Below are 20,402 nucleotides of genomic sequence, written 5' to 3' on the forward strand. Positions count from 1 at the left end.
ACTTAATCCTTTATCTTAAACTCATAAGGTTTTGTTATCACGCAGTGGCTAAGTTCTTTTAGAACCTTTATCTGCATATCTTTTGTAAGTCTTTCCGCCTCATCGTTAAAAATTTTATTTTTTCCTCTAACGGCGACAACTTTTATCTCATCATTTATTATCTTAAAATCAACTTCCACGTAAAATGTCTCTTTAAGTCTAAGCATTAAAGCTTTTTTAGGATAATCCGCCCTGGACTCTTTTAAAATCTTAAATCCTACATTTTCCTTGCAAAATCCCTCTTTGTTAATGACTTCTTTTTTTTCTACCGTAGGAGCTGTAACTTCTTTTACGGCAGCGACTTCTATAGGCTCTACCTTTGGCACTTCTACTACAGTTTCTTGCACAGGAATTTTCTTATGGGTTTTCACGACTTTTTTTGGCTTAGGTTTTTTAATCTCCTTTGGCTTTTCTACCTTTACTATTTCGGGTTCTATTTTTACCTCTTCTACCTCAGGCTCCTTTATAGGTTCTTCTATAATGGGTTCAGGCACAATAGGCGGAGTAGGCTCTTTTGGCTCCTCTTTTACCTCTTTGACAAAATTTAATACAACCTTTGTTTGAACCTGCTCCTCTATCTTTTTTGAGAGAATTTCATCTGATTGAAGCGGTATAAATAGTATTGCTATATTTATAATCAAAGAAATAATAAAGTAGCGCATAAATTTTAGCCCCTTTGTTTTACTTTGTCAATAAATTATAAAGATGCTCCACTCCATCTCCTATGCGAGGAGTTCCACGAAGTAGAAGTGATGATGGAACTGTTATGATCTTATTATTTTTGGCTGCGTTTGTCTTTGAAAGCGCAGGACTCGTCTTTAAGATATCGTTTCCATTTCCCATTCCGCCTATGATTACTATAAAATCAGGATTTGAAGATAGTATAAACTCAGGCGAAACCACAGGTGTTGCGCCCTCTAATCCGTCAGCTATATTTACTAATCCTAGTTTTTTTAGCATATCTCCTGGTAGGGTCGATGAGCTAAAAGTGGTAATAGGAGTTGAAGAGAAAAATGATACGACTTTTTTGCCTTTTAATCTTGGATCTTCAAAGCTTTTAAATTTAGCTTTTATATTGTTTATTACCTCTTTCGCTTTTTCCTCTTTGCCGGTTATTTTGCCTATCTCTTCAATATTACTATAGATTCCATCGACGCTATCGGCTTTTAGAGTAAGCGTAGGAAGATTAAATTTTTTAAGACTATCTTGCACATCTACCGAGTGAAAGCTAACTATTACAAGATCAGGTTTTAGTTCGACTATCTTTTCTAAATTTGGCTTTGTGTACGTGCCTACGCTTTTTAGCTTTGAAGTCTTTTCTTCAGGCCAAATTTTTGACATAGAAAGAGTTGAAATAGCCGCTATTTGATCTTCTGCCTCAAGCATATATATGATCTCAACTACTGCAGGGTCAAGGACGACCAACTTTTTGGCATTTAAAAAACTTGCCAATATCGCTAAAATTAAAAACAGTTTTTTCATATTAATCCTTTAATGCAATCACAAATGGATTGTCTTTATATTCGATAACATCGCAGTTTAGTCCATAAATTTCTTTTAAAATTTCTTTTGTGTAAAGCTCTTTTGGACTACCTTTATATTTCACTTTCCCATCTTTTAGCATCAAAACTTCATTACAAAACAAAGATGCCAAATTTAGATCGTGTAAAACCATTATGGAGAGTAAGTTTAGCTCTTTGGTAAGCTTAGTGCAGATTTTCATAATCTCTATGGCGTAGTTTAGATCAAGTGCCGATGTAGGCTCATCTAAGAGTAAAATTTTTGGCTCACTTACAAGTGCACGCGCAAGTAAAACACGCTGAAATTCTCCTCCACTAAGAGAGTGTGCGATACGCTTTGCAAAATGAGAGATGTCAAGCAGCTCCATAATCTGATTGACTTTTTGTCTATCTTCTTTGCTGTATCCTGAAAATTGGCTTTTAAGATGAGAAAATCTTCCCATAAGTAAGATATCTTCAACTAAAAGAGGCATAGATAGAACCGATTTTTGAGGCACAAAGCCAAGTGTTTTGGCAAGCTCTTTTAAAGAGTAGTCTTTAAGCGGTTTGTCGATTATTTTTACTATTCCGCTTTTTGGAGCTAGCACTCTTAGGATATTTTTTAAAAGAGTTGATTTACCGCATCCGTTTGGCCCTAAAATGCCTATAAATTCGCCATTTTTTGCATTTAGGCTTATGTCTTTTAATATCTCTTTTGTCCCATAGGTAAAATTTAAATTTTCAACAACTACACTCATTAAACTATACCTTGCCTTGATTTAATAGCTAAAAACAAAAAGAACGGTGCTCCAAAAAATGCAGTTACAACTCCGATTGGAATTTCGACCGGATTTAGCACGCTTTTACCTATGGTATCGCAAGCCAGCAGAAAAAATCCGCCAGCAAAGGCTGAAACAGGAATTAATACTACGTTGCTTGAAGTTCTTAATATCATCCTTAGAGTGTGCGGTATGATTAGCCCCACAAAGCCTATCATCCCTGTAAATGCGACTGAAAAACCAACGGCTAAGGATGAGACGATAAGCAAGTATTTTTTAGTTTTTTCTACGTCCACGCCAAGGCTTTGAGCCTCTTCATCTCCACTTAAAATGACATTTAGCTCAAATCTTTTCATGTAAAAATATGTCATTGAAAGAGCAAGAGGAGCTACTATATATGCAATTCTTTCCCATGTCGCTCCGCTAAGATGCCCCATCATCCAAGCTACGATTCTAAAGCTATCTTCGCCTATTAAATATGTAGCAAATGATGTAAAAGCGCCTAAAAATGATGAAAATGCTATGCCTATTATAAGAAGTGTGGCTATTGATTTTCCTCGTTTTGATAGCTTAAATATTACTAAAGATAGCACCGCCGAGCTAAAAAATGCAAATACTCCATAGTATATGTCTGGTAGTTTTAAAAGATATGCTATAACAGCTCCAAATGTCGCACTTGCAGCTATTCCTATGATATACGGATCTGCAAGCGGGTTTAAAAACACGCTTTGGACCACGACACCCGAGCTTGCTAGTAACATACCTATTAAAATCGCCATAACAAGTCTAGGAAGCCTAAGCTCTAGCAAGATAGCCTGCTTGATCTCGTCTATCTCTTTACCAAGGATTAAATTTGTAATATCATTGTAGCTTATATCAGCTCCGCCTATGCTTAGCGATATGATGCAAAGAATAATAGTGAGTATCCCAAAAAGGATACTCATCTTGTTTTTAGTAAGCATACTTAAACTCTACGTAGTAGTTTCTTTCTGCTGCTGGAACGTATGCGTTGGCCGCTTCGCTTTGGAAGTCATTGTATTTTTCATTAAATAGATTTTTGACTCCGCCTGCAACCGAAAAGCCGTTTTTGAATTTATATTTTAATCCAAAATCAACTACTGTTTTAGCATCTATTGTCTCATAAGCACTATTAAATTGGCTTGAGTAGTATTTAATATCTGTTAAGATGTTGAAATTTTTAATTGGTTCATAGTTTATACCAAATACAAATTTGCTTTTTGATACATAAGGAACTCTCTTGCCGGCTTTTTTACCTTTTTTGATTTTGGCATCTATGTATGAAAATGTTTGGCTTAGTTTTAGACTGTCAAATAAGTTTTGTTCTGAGTAAAGTTCAAATCCTGAGCGTCTTGTCTCATCTATATTATAAAATCTCCAAGATGTTGAGTGTCCTCCTAACATCTCGTTTACGATCTCGTCTTTTGTGGTTGTGACAAAAGCTGTGGCACTAAAGTATTGACCTAAGATAAGATCTCTTAATCCAAGCTCGTAAGTATGGAAAATTTCAGATTTTAGATCATTTAGTTTGTATTCCGGTGCTCCCCCAACACTTACTTTATCTGTTAGTTGAGTAGGCGATGGTGAGATATATCCGCGTTCAAATTTAAGGTAGACATTACCTGTATCTGAGTATTTAAAACTAGGAGTTATCTCAAATGCGTGGTTGTTCATATTTTTATCAGTATCTATACTATCAATTATTGTCATAGGCATAGGAAATCTAGGAGGCATTGCAGGCATTGTTGTTTTTGCGTATCTGTTGATATCATAGATTGCCTTTTCAAATCTATATCCGCCTGTTAGTGAAAAAGCGTCTGTAAAGTTGTGCTTTTCGAATGCATAAAGCGTATGTGTTTGCTTTTTAAGATCTACAAGAGTGTAGCTGTGTCCACCCATAAATTTTCTATCACGCTCTCTTATGCCTTTGTTTTGAAGATAGTCGTAGCCTGCTATAAATTCACCGCTTCCGTAATCATATCTACTTTTTAAATTTACTCCTGTTTTTTTATCTGTAAAATCGCTCGTAGCTCCTCGCATGCTTATCTCTTGATAGTAAGGCATTAAATTTAACTTAAATTTATCGCTAAGCGCTATGGCATACTCAGCACTAATATCTATTTTTTTATGAGTTAATTGCTCTGCAGGTGTGCCAGCTTGTCTTCTGTTTTTTTCCAGTTTATCTTTAGTAATAGATTCTGTAGTATCTACTTTAGTTTTATAATAACTCGGATTAATCGCTAGTGTTTGATTGTCTGAAATTTGGTAATTTATACCAAGACTTGCGTAAAATCCTCTTTGTTTGTCGCCATCTCTATAGCCTTTTTCATCAAGTGCTTTAAAATTTCCTTTTAGGAATAAATTTTCGTTAGCCATTCCGCCTAAGCCTAAATTTAGATCTTTATAAGAGTATGAAGCTAGCTTGGTTGAGACGTTTGCATAAAAATCTCTAGGTTTTTGTTTTGTTATTATGTTTACTACGCCACCGCTTGTTCCGTTACCGTATAAAACAGCACCGCCGCCAGGTATGATCTCGATTTGTTCGATATCTTCAATAGCTAAGAAATTTATAGGAACGAAAGCGTGCGAGCTATCAAGCATGTTTAAAGCCATGCCGTTTAGTAAAACTTTAACCGATGTATTTGCCTTATTTCCTTGGCCTCTTAAATCAATCGTTTTTCCAAAGCCAGAGTTTATAAAATTTACTCCAGGAGCTTTTTCTAATATCTCTTCTACATCTTTATATCCGCGACTTTCTATCTCTTCTGATGTGATGATATAGACATTTTTAACTTCATCTTTTAGAGGACTTTCAAATCCTGTGGCTGTGATGACTGTCTTGTCAAGCTTTGTTGGAGCCTCTGCTGCAAATAGACTTACTGCTGCAGCAATGCTAATACACGCTATCTTTCTAAACATTTTTTATTTTCTCCTTTTTTTGGTTATGTTATTTTTTCTTGATGTTCAATTCAACATTTTGTACATTTGCATCTTTTAAAACCGATATCACATCAACTACTTTTCCATAGTTTATGGCCTCATCTGCATTTAGGGTTATATTTTTTTTATGAGCAGGGCTTAAATTTGAAATTTCATCTTTTAAAATTTCGCTATTTAATGTTTTTTCGGTTTCGTTTATCTTTAGTATTAAGCCGCCGTCTATTAGATAAAATAATTGGACTACATCGTTTTCATTGTCCTCTAAATTCGATTTAGTTTCAGGAAGCGCTATATCTATATGTGCAAATTTGTTAAAAGTAGTCGTTACCATAAAAAACAAAAGCAAGACAAATATGACGTCAATCAAATTTAGCATCGAAATGCTGGCGCTTTTGTGCCTGCTACGACGGACAAACTTCACAGCACTTCCTTTCACAGCATCTGCCAAATAGGCTTATGAGTCTGTTTAAATCATTTAGTATAAAATCAATCTTTTTATTTATCATTAGATGAAAGATTAGCGAAGGAATTCCTACTATAAGTCCCGCTGCAGTGGTATAAAGCGCTTCTGATATGCCTATGGCCACAAGTGGAGCATTTACGCTTGAGCTAAGTCCTTCAAAGGCCTTTATCATGCCCACAACCGTTCCTAGTAGTCCAAGCTGAGGGCTTGCGCTTGCACAAAGTCCTAATATCCAGCTTCTTCTTTCTAAATTCGCAAGCTCTACAGTAATAGCTTCTTCTATAGTATATTCAATTTGTGTTTTGTTTATGGAGTTTAAATTCTCTGTATTGTCAAGAACAAAAATAGTTGTTTTTGCTAGAGAGTTTTTGTATTTTTTACAAAATTCTCTTATTTTATCCGTATCACCTTCTAGTATGAGGTTGCCAAGCTTCATTTTAAATGAGCTTGTAGCGTCTATTTCAATAAATGTAAAATAAAAAGCCTTTTCAAGTAATACTGCAACCGCTAAAATACATAAGAAAAATATAGGCCACATAAATATGCCGCCTGTTTGTAAATATTCATACATGCGCTTCCTCTTTTATTATGTGCTTATTAAATCCAAGTGATGATTGTAGCATTATTTTAATTAAGCGATAATTAAAATCAATATGTTATAGATATATAGTAAAATTTAAGCGAGCAAGGCAAGCTCGCTTAAATTTGTTAGTAGTTGTATTTAAATTCTACGTAGTAATTTCGCTCAGGAGCAGGGTCGTAAGAGTTGTTTTGTTTGCTTTGAGTATAATTATATTTTTCATTAAATAAATTTTTTATACCCGCAGACACTAAAATTCCCTTTGTAAATTTATAGCTTAAACCCACGTCAACAATTTTCCTGCTGTCTATCTTGTCATAGTTTGCATCAAGAGAGCTTGATAGATATTTAAAGTCGGTTGAAAAATTTAAGTTTTTAATAGGCTCATACTCAGCCCCTATTACAAATTTGCTTCTTTCCACTAAAGGTACTTTGCGTCCTGAATTTTTGCCTGTTTTAATCTTTGCATTTACATACGAAAAGCTCTCTTTTAGCTTAAATTTTCCAAATTCTTGCTCTGAATAAATTTCGGTTCCATATCTTCTAGTTTTGTCTATATTTTTAAAATTCCATCCGTCGCTAACGTTTCTTCCAAGAGAAACTGTTAAAATTTCATCTTTAGTATCCGTTAAAAAAAGAGTCGCGCTAAAGAAATTTCCAAATACAAGATCTTTAAGTCCAAGCTCATACCCATGATATGTTTCTGATTTAAGACTGTTTAAGACATAAGGTCCGTTTGGTCCAAGCTTATCTATAAGTTGATTTGGTCCCGGAGATATATATCCGCGCTCAAATTTAAAATAAACACTTCCGCTATCTGAATATTTAAAATTCGGCGTTATCTCATAGGCGTAGTTGTTTTTATAGTCTCCTACTTTTAAGTAGTCTTTTGTATTTATAGTTCTTCCGCCCCTACTCATAGCTACGCTAACATCTCTTATTACATCATAATCTGCTCTTTCAAACCTCGCTCCTGCACTTAGAGAAAAGATGTCGGTGAAGTTATGTTTCTCAAGCAGATATAAAGAGTGGGTTTGCTTTTGCATATCAAATATGGTCAGTTGATTTCTTGAAAACATAGGCGTTTTAACATTGACGTTTATCATCCTGTAGCCTTCATTATTTAAGTAATCATAGCCTGTTATAAGTTCGCCGCTACCGTAGTTATATCTTGTTTTTACGTTTGCTCCGGTTTTTTTATCTTTCATATGAAAACCGTCTTGAAGAATTTTCACGTCTTGATAATAAGGCATGATGTGCATATCGAATTTATCATTAAATCTAATCGCATAGTCTGCGTCAAAATTTAGTCTCTTGCTTGTGGTTAGGGTTGATTCCCCGCCCGCTTGTCGTCTGTTTATAGCCATCTCTTCGGCAGATAAAGTCGGCACTCCGTAAGTTTTAGCCTTAAAATAGCTTGGGTTAAAAACTATGCTTTGGTTATCTGAAATTTTGTAATTTAATCCAAAAGAGGCGTAGTGACCTTTGTTTTTCTCGTCATATCTATAGCCCTTTTCATCAAACGCCTTGGCGGTAGCTTTTAAAAATAGATCTTGCGTTACATTCCCGCCAACGCCTAAATTTAGATCTTTATATGAATATGAGGCTATTTTGGTAGATATGTTTGCGTATGGTTTTACGGCTTTTTGTTTTGTTATAATATTGATAACTCCTCCGCTGGTTCCGCTTCCGTATAGCACGGCTCCACCGCCCGGTATGATTTCGATTTGTTCGATATCTTCTATTGGAACGAGATCTATAGGTATAGTCGTAGGGGTAGTATCTATCATATTCATCGCAACACCGTTTAAAAGCACCTTAACAGATGTGTTTGCTTTGCTTCCTTGACCTCTAAGATCTACAGTTTTGCCGTTGAAGCTAACTCCGGGAGCTTTTTCTAAAATTTCTTTTAAATTTTTATAGCCTCTGTTTTCTATCTCTTGGGAGGTTATTATCGATACGTTTCTTACCTCATCCTTTAAAGGACTCTCAAAGCCAGTAGCCGTGATAACCGTCTTATCAAGTCTTGTATTTGCATCAGAGCCGTAAAGAGCGGCTACCGCGATAATACTAATGGTTGTGATTTTTTTAAACACCTTTCTCTCCTTGTCTATTTTGAACTGGTTTTATCTGCTCTTATTTTTATATATTTAATACCGCGCAAGATATGTTAAATACACGCTTTATAGTTGCGGTTTTCTTGTCTTAAATTTTTTGTAAAATTTACGGAAAAAATTGTATCATCAAATTTATTAATAGATAATTAAAATCAATATTTTAATTATTTTATAAAGAGAGTTTAGGCGAGCCGTTTTACTCGCCTAAATTTGTTAGTAGTTATATTTAAACTCTACGTAGTAATTTCGCTCCGGAGCAGGGTAGTAAGTTCCTTTCCCCGAGCTTGAATAGTATGAGAAATATTTTTTATCAAATAAGTTTTTTATACCGCCAACAACTGAAAGATTCTTTGTAAAATTATATTTAGCAGAAATATCGACTAGAGTTTTTGAGTCCATTTTTTCGTTTTCGCTATTTAAAATTTTTGAATAATATTTTAAGTCAGCGTATAAATTGAGATTTTTAATAGGTGAATAATCAACTCCTAATATAAATTTTTGTTTCGCAACATGAGGAAGCTCCATTTTTACCGTTTTCGTCTTCTTGGTTTTGGTATCTTCTCTCTCAAATGTAGCTTTTGCATTTACATGACTAAATGACTCGGTGAGTTTTAACTTGTTATCTAAAAGATATTGTTCTGCATAAATTTCAAATCCATATCTTTTAGCCTTATCAAGATTTATGTATTTTCTCTCCCAGTTGACGTTTGGATTCATAGGATTGCCGTGAGGCTCAGTCCACTTTGCAAATATCATATCTTTGGTATCGGTATAAAATATGGCAGCACTCAAGAATTGATCAAAAATCATATCCTTAAAGCCGATTTCATAGGCATAAAATGTTTCCGGATTTAAATCGTTAAAGAAATACTCATACTGCTTTGGACCAACCTTAATGTTGTCAACTAGCTCTTGAGGGGATGGAGACACAAAGCCTTTTTCAAATTTCAAATATATATTGCCGGTGTCCGAGTATTTAAAATTCGGAGTTATCTCAAATGCGTGAGAGTTTGTATTTTTGCTGCTATTAAATGCAGGTCTCTTATGTATTGGACTAGCAGGTCTTTTTACATCATAAGAGGCTCTTTCGTATCTTCCTCCAAAGTTAAAAGATAGCAGATCTGTAAAATTATGCTTTTCAAAGAAATATACAGAGTGAATTTCCTTACCCAGCTCATCTTTTTGCGATAATTTATCGTAGATATCTTCGTAGTTATATCCGAAGATCAACTCTCCCTTGTCGTATGTGAATCTATTTTTTAAATTTGCACCGATTTTTTTGTCCGAAAATACTTTCTCTGCTTTACTTTCTTGCTTAAATTTTGTATATAGATAGTAAGGCATAAAGTTGATTTCATAATTATCGCTAAGCTTTAAAGAGTAATCAAGAGTAATGTCAAATTTTTTATATATTTGAGGATCTTCGGGTCTATTCGACTGTCGTCTATCTTGATCAACTTGTTTTTTTGTAAGAGCATTACTTTGATTTTTGTATTTTTGAGAGTAAAAGCTAGGAGCTATGGCGATACTTTGCTTATCGCTTATCTGATAGTTTATGCCTCCATTTAAATAGTATCCACTTGTCTCTTCACCTCTTTTATAGCCCTTTGAATCAAATCCTTTTGCGCTAAATTTTAAAAACAAATCCTCATTTGCTAGTCCGCCTATGCCGATGACTGCGTCTTTATAGTTATATGAAGCGATTTTAGATGATAAATTCGCATAAAAATCTCTAGGTTTTTTCTTTGTGATTATATTTATAACACCACCTGCAGTTCCACCTCCGTATAATACCGCTCCGCCTCCTGGTATGATTTCAATCTTTTCTATGTCTTCAACTGCTATTAAATTTAATGGTGTAGCTATCGTTCCATGTCCCGCTTTTAGGACGTTTAGACTTACACCATTTATTAAAGTTTTAACGTTAGTTCTAGCATATGCGCCTTGACCTCTCATATCTATCTCTTCATCGCCAAACACACCAGCGTTTGATATATAAACTCCCGGAGCCTTTTCAAGCACCTCGGAGACGCTTTTATAGCCTCTATCTTTAATCTCTTCTGAAGTTATGATGTAAGCGTTTTTTACCTCGTCTTTTAATTGTGTTTCAAAGCCTGTTGATGTTACTATTGTTTTTTCAAGCTTTGCAGTTTTATCTTCTGTAGCGTATAAATTCATAGCTGCAGCTAAAGATACGATTATGGCTATTTTGCCAACCTTTGAACCCTTGGTCATTTCTAACTCCTTTATTGTAATTTAGATTTATATATTTTGATTTTTTGATACAAATTTTATATTTCTGTTGGTTTATTGGGTAAAATAATATAACTTTATTACTTAAGCGATAATTAAAATCAATATTATATAAATAAAAATAGATTGTTTTTTGGGCTGTATAGTTTTTAAAATTTAATTTTTATATGAAATTTAATGTTGAGCAAGTCGTCAAAATTTGACGACTTTATTATCTTGTTAAAAAATATTTTAGTGTTGTTTTTGGTGAGGATTGTGGCCGTGCGGATTTTTTCTGTGAGGATTACTCTCTCCCGCGGCTTGGCTTAGTTTAAGTCCTTTTGAGTTGTATGCCGCACCAAACCCTTTTACATATCTGCCGTCTTTTAACTCAACTTTAATTATATAAAAGTCAGACATATTTCTAAGCTGTTTTATAGCTGATTCTTTTGGATTTTTCTCTGCAAGTTTATCAAAAATTTCGTTTCTAAGTGCTTCGTCTTCTACAAATTTAGCTTCACCTTTTATGCTTAAGCGGTTTCTTGCAAATATCGTTTTTGCAGAGCTTTCATCTTCTATGAAAAGCAAAGAAATTTTATCAGGGTTTGCCTTTATCGAGTGGTAGTGCTCGGCTACTGAACTTAGGCAGATGTATATATCTTCGCCAACTCTTACAAATGGTGTGTATGAGCCAACGCACTGCATATCGCTATGCACGCTTGAAACGATAACCGTTTTAAGAGAGTCGATAAGCTCTACCACGCCTTTTTGGATCTTTTCAAGTCCGTTGCCTACGTCGATGCTTCTATATAGAGCCATTATCTCATCTTTGTAGTTTCCGTTAACTACCTTGTTTAAAAACGGTGCAAAAACCTCGCCCTGATCACATGTGATGATAAGTCCGTCTTCGTTCATGTCGGTTAGTTTTACGTTGCTTACCTCTTTAAAAGAACCGAATTTCTTGCAAAATGCAATAACGGTTTCCATGTGATCTGAGTTCATATGCTCGATCGCTCTTTCTTTCATTAATACTCCTTAAAATTTAAAAAATTACTCAATAGTAACAAAATAGAATTTAATTAATAATTAAAATCAAAAATTATTTTATTTGACTTAAATTTCCGTTTTCTATGCTGTAAATTTTGTCCGCACATTCAAAATAAGCATCGTCATGACTGATGGCAAAAACAGTGTAGCCGTCTTGTTTTAGTTCGTTTAAAATTTCTTTGTAAAACATCTTTCTAAACTGCGGATCTTGATCGGCAGCCCACTCGTCAAGTATGATAAATTTGCGTTTTTCAAGTAGTGCTGCAACCATGGCAAGGCGTTTTCTTTGCCCTTGAGAGAGGTTTAGAGTGCTGAATTTATCATCTTTTACGCTTACTTTTTTATCTAAAAACATCTTTTTGAGGAGCTCGTCTATAAATTTATCATCATCGCTTAAGACTTCGTCAAATAGATAAAAGTCGCTAAATACGGCGCTTATAGTGTTCGCATAAGCTCTTAAATTCTCTTTTGTGATACGAACGTCATCCACATACATCTCGCCGCCATTTGGCTCAAGCAGTCCTGCTAGTATCATAAAAAGAGTCGATTTACCGCTTCCGTTTTTACCCACTAGAAATACAACTTCGCCTCTATTTATCTCAAAATTTATATCGCTAAGTCCAAATTCATCGTCACTACTATACTTAAAATTTATGTTTTTTAGACTTAGTTTGTCCCATGTTTGCGGGAAATTTTCACTCATGTTAAATTCGGCTTCATACTCGCTCAGATCAAGCTTTTTTAGCTTTTCATAGGCTATTTTTGACTTAAATATACTAGGAATACTTGAAACAACCATCATAATCGGAGCTCTTAAAAAGAGTATTGTTATGGCTATAGTGATAGCATCTTGCAGGGTTGTAACTCCATAAGCAAGGCAGACATATATAATTACACCGATAGCGCCAAGCATCATAGAGCTAATCCAATTGCTGGCAAACGATGAAAAAATTTCGGTTTTTATGATATTTGAACGAAGATTTTTTGCGTTTGGTATAAATCTATCGTTATAAAGCTTTTTTGAACGCTCTAAATTTAAACTTAGCTCTCTATGACCTTCGATGCTGGTTTGATAATCCTTATATAGCGTATCTTCGTTTTGCCTGTGAAGTCCGTAGTATTTGTAGATGTTTTTCATGGAAGTGTTGCTGATAAAGATAGTAACGCTCATCCATATTAGTAAAAATATAAAAATTTCATACGACAGATAGGCTATATAAAAACTTGCAAAAAATATCACAAGACAGCCTTGGATGATATCAGGAATTCTCGTAAATCCGTTTGTAAGGCTTGTGATATCGCTTGATAGAGAGGCTAATAAATTTGACTTGCCTATGGCGGCTATTTTTTGATTTGGAGTGTCTAGGATGCGCTTTACTATTTTCATTCGCATATCAAAAACAAAGTTATTGCCTATTGTGGAAAGCGCTATTCTAGATAGTATAGATGAGGCCAAAAATGCTATTAACAGCCCGAAGAAAGCGACTAAAACAAGAGAGTTTTTTTCCGTTAGAGTAAGAAGGTATTTGTTTATAAAAAATAGTATGAGCATACTTGAGCCGCTTGATATGGCACCTAAAACTATCATTGCGATTATTTTCATAGCAAAACTAAGGGAAATTTTTGGATTCATTTTCGATTTTTAACCTTTTTTGATTTAAAAATCATTATCATATCAAGAAATTTATAAATTTTTAATTTATTCTATATCCAAAAATGCCTCATCGCTAAAGCCAAAATATACATTTTCGCCTGTTGTTAGTTTATTTCCTATAAAATTTTGGCTACTAACGACCGCTTTTATAAGGAAATCTCCAATTTTGACTTTAACCAAAAGAGATGTGCCGTAGATAATGGAAACGGAGTGCAAAAGTCCGCTAAAACTACCGATAAAAGGCTCTTTGCTTAATATTATCTTGTTTGGATTGATTGCGATTTTGTTTGCGTTTTTTAGAACTTGCGGCAATGCAAATTTAACTTCGGAGCCAAAATTTAAAAAGCCGTTTTGATTTTCAAATATGTTTTTTATCTCAAATTCGCTTACCTTGCCTCTGTGCAAAAACACGCTATCTTGCGCGATTGCGCTTAGCCATTTTTCATCGTGGCTAGCGATTATAAAGCCGCTTTTATACTGTTCGTGCTGATATTTTACGGCTTTGCCAAACAGCTTTGAAGTGGCTAGATCTACGCTATTTGTCGGCTCGTCAAGCAAATTTAGCCTTGAGCGCAAAGCAAGCACAAGCGCAAATGCTATGCGCTGAGTTTGACCCGAGCTTAACTCATAATTTTTCTTATCTAAAAAGCTCTTATCAAGCCCGACAAGCTCAAGCGCTTCGCCAACTCTTTGGCTAAATTCGCTCTGCAAATTTCTACTTTTTAACGCAAACTCGAAATTTTGCCTCACACCTCTTTTAAGAAGCATGGGTTCGGGAAAAAGCACTGAAATTTTACGCAGAGTATCTAGGCTAGGCTTACTCTCTTTCCAAATTTCCACATAGCCCGAATTTGGCTTTTGAAGAAAGGACACAACTCTTATAAGCGTGCTTTTACCGCTTCCGTTGTTGCCCATAAGTGCGGTTATACCTCTTGTTTGAAGCTCTAAATTTTTTATATCGAGCACGATGTTGTTTTCGTATTTTACGAGCACGTCTTTAAGCTTTATCATTTGTCAAGTCTTTTTAGCTGGTGAGTGGTTAAATTTACGGCAAATGCGATAAAAATCAGCACTAAAGCAAGCGCTATGCCCATAGAAAATTCGCCCTTGTTTGTTTCAAGCGATATCGCCGTGGTTATAGTGCGGGTAAACCACTTGATGTTTCCACCTATCATCATCGCAACGCCCACTTCGGCCACGATCCTGCCGTAAGCGGTTGCAAATACTACAAGAAGCGAGTATCTAAGCTCGTAAAGAACGGCTAGAATGAGCTTAAATTTGCTCAAACGATAGCTCATTAGCGTAAGATAGTGTTTGCGCTCCATATTTTCTATAACGCTTGCCGTTAGCGAAACAACAATAGGCATAGCTAGCACAAACTGCCCCAGCATGACGGCTTTTAGCGTAAATAAAAGTCCAAATTCTCCAAATGGGCCGTGTCTTGAGATAAAAGCATAAAGTATAAGTCCGATAGCAACAGTCGGCACTGCTAGAGCCGTATCGCTTAGAAGTCTTAGAAATTTCTTTCCGAAGAAGTTGTAAAATCCCAAAACAAAGCCGATCGGAAATCCGCAGATGATAGCAAGCATGATCGATATGCTTGATGTATAAAGTGTCGCCTTAATCGCCGAATAAGTCTCTGCATCGCCGTTTAAAAGCAAGCCGAAGGCGGATATTATCCCTTCTAAGATGTAATCCAAAATTAATTTCCCGAATTTGATTTAAATTTATTTAAAATCTGCTATGATAGCACATCTTTATTAAAATTTTAAAGGAAGAAAAATGAAAAAGTTAATCCTAAGCTCACTTGTTGTGGCTTGCACTGTTTTTGCCGCTGATAGCGATCTTGTGATGGCTACTACGACAAGTACCGATAATACCGGCTTGCTAGATGCTATCTATCCTGTTTATAAGGCTGAAACGGGAGTGGATCTAAAATGGACTGCCGTAGGTACGGGAGCCGCACTAAAGCTTGGCGAGAACTGCGATGCCGACATACTTTTCGTGCATTCGCCAAAGGTTGAAAAAGAATTCGTTGAAAAAGGCTTTGGCGTTGAGCGCAAGGCTGTTATGTATAACGACTTCGTTTTAATCGCCGATAAATCAATCGCGCCTAAATTCCAGGGTAAAGACATAAAAGGCTCTTTTGAGATGATTAAGGCTGAGGGCATTAAATTTTTCTCACGCGGCGATAAATCAGGCACCGATAATAAAGAAAAAGGAATTTGGAAAAAAGTTGCAGGCGAAATTCCTGAAAAAGACGCTTGGTACGCTCAAACGGGTCAAGGCATGCTAGCTACGATAAATGCGGCTGCCGAGCAAAAAGGCGTTACATTTACCGATCGCGGCACATATATCAAATACGAAGCGAACATGAAAAACGATCCGGCTCTTGTAATCGTAAATGAGGGCGATGACGATCTTAAAAATTTCTACTCTGTAATCGCCGTAAATCCTAAACACTGCGCGAAAACCGACGTAGAAAACGCAAATAAATTTATCGAGTGGATAACAAGTGAGAAAGGGCAAAAATTCATAGCCGACTTTAAGCTTATGAACAAGCCTTTATTTACTCCTGACGCAGCTACTCGTAAATAATTTTGCAAAATTTGAGCGGATTTTCCGCTCTCTTTACCCTTTTTAACTTCTTTAAATTTTACAAATTTGCTAAAATCAACTAAAAAATTTTAGGAAATTTATTCGTTATGCAGACTATATCTGAAATTTACACCGCTAAAAGCGAGATCAAAAAATCTACATTTTTAAGCTATCTTGTGCCGCTTAGCGAGTTTAAATCAGTCCATGAGCGACTTAAAACCGGGCATCCAAAAGCAGTGCATATAGTCTGGGCTTACCGCGAGCTAAATAAATATGGTCAAATCGTAGAAAATCAAAGCGATGACGGCGAGCCAAAAGGCACAAGCGGAGCTCCGAGCTTAAACGCATTGCGAGGAGCGAATTTGATAAATGTAGGTGTATTTATAGTGCGCTATTTTGGCGGGATCAAGCTTGGCACGGGCGGGCTTGTAAGAGCTTATAGCTCGGCCGTAAATTTAGCGATAAATGAAGCGGAGCTTAAAAAATTTGAGTTTAAAGACGAGTGTAAATTTTATACTCCTTTTGCTTTGATGTCACGTTTTGAGCATTTTTTTAGCTCTCAAAATTTAAACGAATTCAAGCGCGAATTTAACAGTAGCGGTGCGATATGGACGGCTAAATTTAACGAAGAAGAGATGAGTAAATTTTATGAATTTGCAAATGTTTTTGAGATTGAAGAGTTTAAATTTCTAGCCTTGCCGCTCTTTGCAAATAAAATTGTTATATAAATTTAACACTAGCTTTACAAATCTAATATATCATTTCAAAATAAAATTAGAAATGAGGAGAGAAAATGATTAAAAAAATCGTTGCGGCTCTGCTTGTCGCAGCCGTATCAACATGGGCAAAAGGAGCCGAAATGGGGAATAAAACTATAGTTTTAGCAGGAGGGTGCTTCTGGGGGACGGAGGCTTATCTTAAGCAGCTTCCCGGAGTCAAAGATACGTATGTCGCTTACGCGAATTCAAAAGTGCCAAATCCAAGCTATCAGCAAGTAAGCTACGGCAACACAAATGCAGCCGAAGCCGTATATGTCGAGTATGATGAGTATGTTATCGATTTGCCGCATTTGCTTAAGTATTTTTTCTATACGATTGATCCGACTAGCTTAAATAAGCAGGGAAATGATCGCGGAACTCAGTACAGAACGGGAATTTACTTTACCGATCCAAAGGACGAGGCTGAAATTTTAGCTTTTATAAAAGAAAAGCAAAAAGAGTATAACAAACCTATAGTTGTCGAGGTTATGCCGCTACAAAACATCAGCAAAGCAGAGGAGTATCATCAAGACTACCTAACTAAAAATCCAAACGGATACTGCCACGTGACATTTGAGAGCTTACCTCCAAAAGACGCGGTGCTAAGCAGTAAAAAGAAAGAAGCGAAAATGGATATGGATAAGCTAAAAAGTTATCAAAATAAGAACGATGCACAGCTTAAAAGCGAGCTTAGCGATCTGTCTTACGACGTAGTTAAAAACTCGGCTACTGAAAGACCTTTTACGAGCGAACTAAATGATGAAAAAAGGGAAGGGATATTTGTAGATATAACTAACGGACAGCCGCTTTTTTCATCTTATGATAAATTCAATTCAGGCTCGGGTTGGCCAAGCTTTACCAAGCCGATAGACGGCTCTTTGCTTGGCGAAGTGGCTGATAATAGCTACGGCATGCGAAGGGTTGAAGTGCGCACCAGTCTTTCTGATTCGCACCTTGGGCATGTTTTTGACGACGGTCCAAGAGATAAGGGTGGTCTAAGATACTGCATCAACGGCGCTGCACTTAAATTTATCCCAAAAGAGGATATGGAAAAAGAGGGCTATGGCTACTTGATACCGTATCTTAACGAGCAAGCTAAGGCTGCAAAATAGATAATTTCATGCATCGTCTAGCTTTAGGCGGTGCATGAATTTTAGGCTAAAACCAAGCAATTTAGCCTAAAATTTTAAAGTAGATAAAAATCCCTCAAGTCCTATCTTGATATCTTTAAATGTGGTTTCAAAATCGCCCGTATACCAAGGATCGGCGACATCATCGCTAGAGCCTGCAAACGAAAGTAGCTTTGCAACTTTTTCGCTTTTATACCCTGCGATACGCTCGATATTTTTTATATTTGCCGTGTCCATTGCGATTATGTGGTCGTAGTAGTCTATATCGCTCTTTTTCATCTGCACAGCTCTATGAGCAACGACTGCTACGCCGTTTTGATTTAGCTGTGCTTGCGTGCCGTGATGAACTGGATTGCCTATCTCTTCACTGCTTGTCCCTGCCGAAGCTATTTCAAATTTGCTTGCTAAACCATGCTGCGTAACTATATGCGTAAATAAAGACTCCGCCATCGTGCTTCTGCAGATGTTTCCGTGGCATACGAATAAAACCTTTATCATGCACTTAAACTCCGGCCTCAAGCTGCTGCATATACTCTTCAAATGTGCCTTTAAAATCCACTATCTCGCCATCTCCTTTAAGGTGGATAATGCGGTTTGCAAACGCATCAATGAGCTCCCTGTCGTGGCTTATACAGATTACGTTGCCGTTAAATTTATAAAGCGCCTCACCAAGAGCGATGATAGCCTCAAGGTCAAGGTGGTTGTTTGGTTCATCTAAGATCAGCAAATTTCCGCGGTCAAGCATGATCTTACTAAGCATTAGGCGGTGTTTTTCGCCTCCGCTTAACGAGCTTACTGATTTTTCTTGCTCGGCACCGCTAAAGAGCATTCTACCAAGGCACTTTCTGATCTCATCTAGGTCTTTGTTTTTCTCATCTTGTAGCCACTCGTATAGCTTAAGTTCGCCTGAAATTTTATTTGTCGTATCTTGTGCGAAGTAGCTTGGCTCGATGGTTGCACCTATGTGGATATCGCCACTATCGGGCTTAACCTCTCCTATGATGATTTTGGCTAGAGTGCTTTTGCCTACACCGTTTGCACCGATGATGGCTACTTTGTCGTTCTTTTCGAGCTTAAAGCTAAAATTTTCAAAAAGTGTTTTGTCAAATTTCTTGCTTATGTTGCGAACTTCTAAAATTTCATTTCCTATGTCACGCTTAGTTCTAAAAAGTATGCTCGGATCGCGTCTGCTTGAGACTTTGATCTCTTCGATATCAAGTTTGCTTAGTTGTTTTTGACGGCTTGTAGCTTGGCGAGCTTTACTTGCATTTGCGCTAAATCTGGCGATAAATTTCTCAAGCTCTTCTTTTTCTTTAAGCTTCTTATCGCGCTCCATCTCATGCTGCTTTGCAACGAGAGTTGAGGCGATATACCAGTCGTCGTAGTTGCCTGTAAATTCGCGAATTTTCTTAAAATCCACATCCAAGATATGCGTGCAGACAGCGTTGATAAAGTGGCGGTCGTGGCTGATTACAACCATCGTACCTTCATGGCGGTTTAGCTCGTTTTCAAGCCACTTGATACTTTCGATATCAAGGTTGTTGGTCGGCTCGTCTAAAAATAAAATATCAGGCTTTGGAAAGAGCACTTGAGCTAAAAGTACCTTAAATTTGTCCGAATTTTCAACTTCACTCATAAGCTTATCAAAGTCGCTAAACCCAAGCGAGCTTAGGATTTTTTCTATCCTTGTTTCATACTCGTAGCTTGGATCTTCTTCGGCCGTTATCATCTCCAAAACGCCTAAGCGCTCGTTTATCTCGTCGGTAAATTCCTCACTCATGTAAAGCTTTTCTTTCTCTTTAACCGCATCATAAAGGCGTTTGTTGCCGTATAAAACGGCGTCTTTAATAGTGAAATTTTCAAATGCGAACTGATCTTGCCCGAGCGTGCCCACTCTAAGCCCGTTTTCTATGATGATGTCGCCCGAATTTGCTTCAAGCTCGCCTGATAAAATTTTTAAGAACGTTGATTTACCCGCACCGTTTGCGCCGATGAGTCCGTATCTATTTTGGCGATTTAGCTTTAAATTTACATCTTCAAATAGAAGTTGTGCATTAAATCTCATAACTAAATTTTTAATCTCAACCATTATCTTCCTTGTATTTAAATTTTATGGATTTTGCCAAAAAGTCGTTTAAAATTGCTATAAACCAACAATTAACTTTACAAATTATTTTTTTGTAAATTTGTAACATAATGAAATTTTGTAACACATAGATATAAAGTTACATTATTGTATGGACATAATTATAATATTTTATGCTATAATCCTCAAAATTCATGTGTTGTAAAAAAGTATAGACAATATAAATAAAGTATAATTTTGTCATTTATTTTTATAATATTAAAAAGTGTATAAATAAATTTTAGCAAGATGTAGTGTAATTTTTATATAAAATTAAGTCTTGCAAATTTGCTATATTTCTAACTTTTTATAATACATACTGTTCTTGGGATTTTTATAGCGGTCAAAAGTTATATTTATAGATAATAGACATTTTTTATAGTATTATTTATAAATATTTCTTTATTTGCTACTATAGAGATA

The 20,402-nt window shown here is 36.1% G+C and carries 18 protein-coding genes; 3 read left to right on the forward strand and 15 right to left on the reverse strand.

Translation table 11 applies throughout. The features are described 5' to 3' along the window. Positions 1 to 2: 2 nt before the first annotated feature. The 13 genes from CDOM16190_RS08815 to tupB form a co-directional block, all read right to left on the reverse strand. Positions 3 to 701, reverse strand: coding sequence for an energy transducer TonB (locus tag CDOM16190_RS08815; RefSeq protein WP_170020215.1), 699 nt, complete (start codon positions 699 to 701; stop codon positions 3 to 5). A 19-nt stretch (positions 702 to 720) separates the two neighbouring features. Beyond that, a complete protein-coding gene (locus CDOM16190_RS08820) occupies positions 721 to 1,521 on the reverse strand; it encodes an ABC transporter substrate-binding protein (RefSeq protein ID WP_170020217.1) in 801 nt (266 codons plus the stop codon). Between the two features lies 1 nt (position 1,522). Beyond that, entirely contained in the window at positions 1,523 to 2,296 is a 774-nt protein-coding gene (locus tag CDOM16190_RS08825) for an ABC transporter ATP-binding protein (RefSeq protein ID WP_170020219.1), read from the reverse strand. Next, a complete protein-coding gene (locus tag CDOM16190_RS08830; RefSeq protein ID WP_169973185.1) occupies positions 2,296 to 3,279 on the reverse strand; it encodes a FecCD family ABC transporter permease in 984 nt (327 codons plus the stop codon). The genes CDOM16190_RS08825 and CDOM16190_RS08830 overlap by 1 nt, the downstream gene beginning before the upstream one ends. After that, positions 3,269 to 5,254, reverse strand: coding sequence for a TonB-dependent receptor (locus CDOM16190_RS08835; RefSeq protein ID WP_170020221.1), 1,986 nt, complete (start codon positions 5,252 to 5,254; stop codon positions 3,269 to 3,271). Before CDOM16190_RS08835 ends, CDOM16190_RS08830 begins: the two co-directional genes overlap by 11 nt. 28 nt (positions 5,255 to 5,282) lie before the next feature. After that, entirely contained in the window at positions 5,283 to 5,696 is a 414-nt protein-coding gene (locus CDOM16190_RS08840; RefSeq protein ID WP_170020223.1) for an ExbD/TolR family protein, read from the reverse strand. After that, positions 5,677 to 6,309 (reverse strand): MotA/TolQ/ExbB proton channel family protein, encoded by a 633-nt coding sequence (locus tag CDOM16190_RS08845; RefSeq protein WP_170020225.1) that lies wholly within the window; start codon positions 6,307 to 6,309, stop codon positions 5,677 to 5,679. Before CDOM16190_RS08845 ends, CDOM16190_RS08840 begins: the two co-directional genes overlap by 20 nt. Before the next feature lie 137 nt (positions 6,310 to 6,446). Beyond that, the gene (locus CDOM16190_RS08850; protein ID WP_349644388.1) at positions 6,447 to 8,414 is read right to left on the reverse strand and encodes a TonB-dependent receptor; all 1,968 of its coding nucleotides are present in this window, start codon (positions 8,412 to 8,414) and stop codon (positions 6,447 to 6,449) included. Positions 8,415 to 8,648: 234 nt separating this feature from the next. Then, positions 8,649 to 10,670: a TonB-dependent receptor gene (locus tag CDOM16190_RS08855; RefSeq protein WP_170020227.1), complete on the reverse strand. Its 2,022-nt coding sequence runs from the start codon at positions 10,668 to 10,670 to the stop codon at positions 8,649 to 8,651. Positions 10,671 to 10,919: 249 nt separating this feature from the next. Next, entirely contained in the window at positions 10,920 to 11,693 is a 774-nt protein-coding gene (locus CDOM16190_RS08860; protein ID WP_170020229.1) for a HugZ family heme oxygenase, read from the reverse strand. Positions 11,694 to 11,766: 73 nt separating this feature from the next. Next, positions 11,767 to 13,347: a cyclic peptide export ABC transporter gene (locus tag CDOM16190_RS08865; protein WP_170020231.1), complete on the reverse strand. Its 1,581-nt coding sequence runs from the start codon at positions 13,345 to 13,347 to the stop codon at positions 11,767 to 11,769. 66 nt (positions 13,348 to 13,413) lie between these two features. Then, a complete protein-coding gene (tupC, locus tag CDOM16190_RS08870; protein ID WP_170020233.1) occupies positions 13,414 to 14,379 on the reverse strand; it encodes a tungstate ABC transporter ATP-binding protein TupC in 966 nt (321 codons plus the stop codon). After that, positions 14,376 to 15,068 carry a tungstate ABC transporter permease TupB gene (gene tupB / locus CDOM16190_RS08875; protein WP_170020235.1) on the reverse strand — a complete coding sequence of 231 codons (693 nt, stop codon included), beginning with the start codon at positions 15,066 to 15,068 and terminating at the stop codon, positions 14,376 to 14,378. Before tupB ends, tupC begins: the two co-directional genes overlap by 4 nt. A gap of 82 nt (positions 15,069 to 15,150) precedes the next feature. Here tupB and tupA point away from each other — a divergent pair, with 82 nt between their 5' ends. The 3 genes from tupA to msrB all read left to right on the forward strand — a co-directional run bounded on the left by tupA (position 15,151) and on the right by msrB (position 17,836). Further along, positions 15,151 to 15,966, forward strand: a complete 816-nt coding sequence (gene tupA / locus CDOM16190_RS08880) for a tungstate ABC transporter substrate-binding protein TupA (protein WP_170020237.1) — start codon at positions 15,151 to 15,153, stop codon at positions 15,964 to 15,966. A gap of 107 nt (positions 15,967 to 16,073) precedes the next feature. Further along, positions 16,074 to 16,694 carry an IMPACT family protein gene (locus CDOM16190_RS08885; RefSeq protein WP_170020239.1) on the forward strand — a complete coding sequence of 207 codons (621 nt, stop codon included), beginning with the start codon at positions 16,074 to 16,076 and terminating at the stop codon, positions 16,692 to 16,694. Between the two features lie 65 nt (positions 16,695 to 16,759). Beyond that, on the forward strand, positions 16,760 to 17,836 hold the full coding sequence (msrB, locus tag CDOM16190_RS08890) for a peptide-methionine (R)-S-oxide reductase MsrB (protein WP_170020241.1): 1,077 nt from the start codon (positions 16,760 to 16,762) through the stop codon (positions 17,834 to 17,836). Positions 17,837 to 17,902: 66 nt separating this feature from the next. On the opposite strand, the gene CDOM16190_RS08895 is transcribed toward msrB, so the two are convergent. Both CDOM16190_RS08895 and CDOM16190_RS08900 read right to left on the reverse strand, forming a co-directional pair. Further along, the gene (locus CDOM16190_RS08895) at positions 17,903 to 18,352 is read right to left on the reverse strand and encodes a low molecular weight protein-tyrosine-phosphatase (protein ID WP_170020243.1); all 450 of its coding nucleotides are present in this window, start codon (positions 18,350 to 18,352) and stop codon (positions 17,903 to 17,905) included. A 4-nt stretch (positions 18,353 to 18,356) separates the two neighbouring features. Next, positions 18,357 to 19,943 (reverse strand): ABC-F family ATP-binding cassette domain-containing protein, encoded by a 1,587-nt coding sequence (locus tag CDOM16190_RS08900; protein WP_170020245.1) that lies wholly within the window; start codon positions 19,941 to 19,943, stop codon positions 18,357 to 18,359. Positions 19,944 to 20,402 lie beyond the last annotated feature (459 nt).

Source organism: Campylobacter sp. RM16190 (assembly GCF_012978835.1).
Taxonomy (GTDB): domain Bacteria; phylum Campylobacterota; class Campylobacteria; order Campylobacterales; family Campylobacteraceae; genus Campylobacter_A.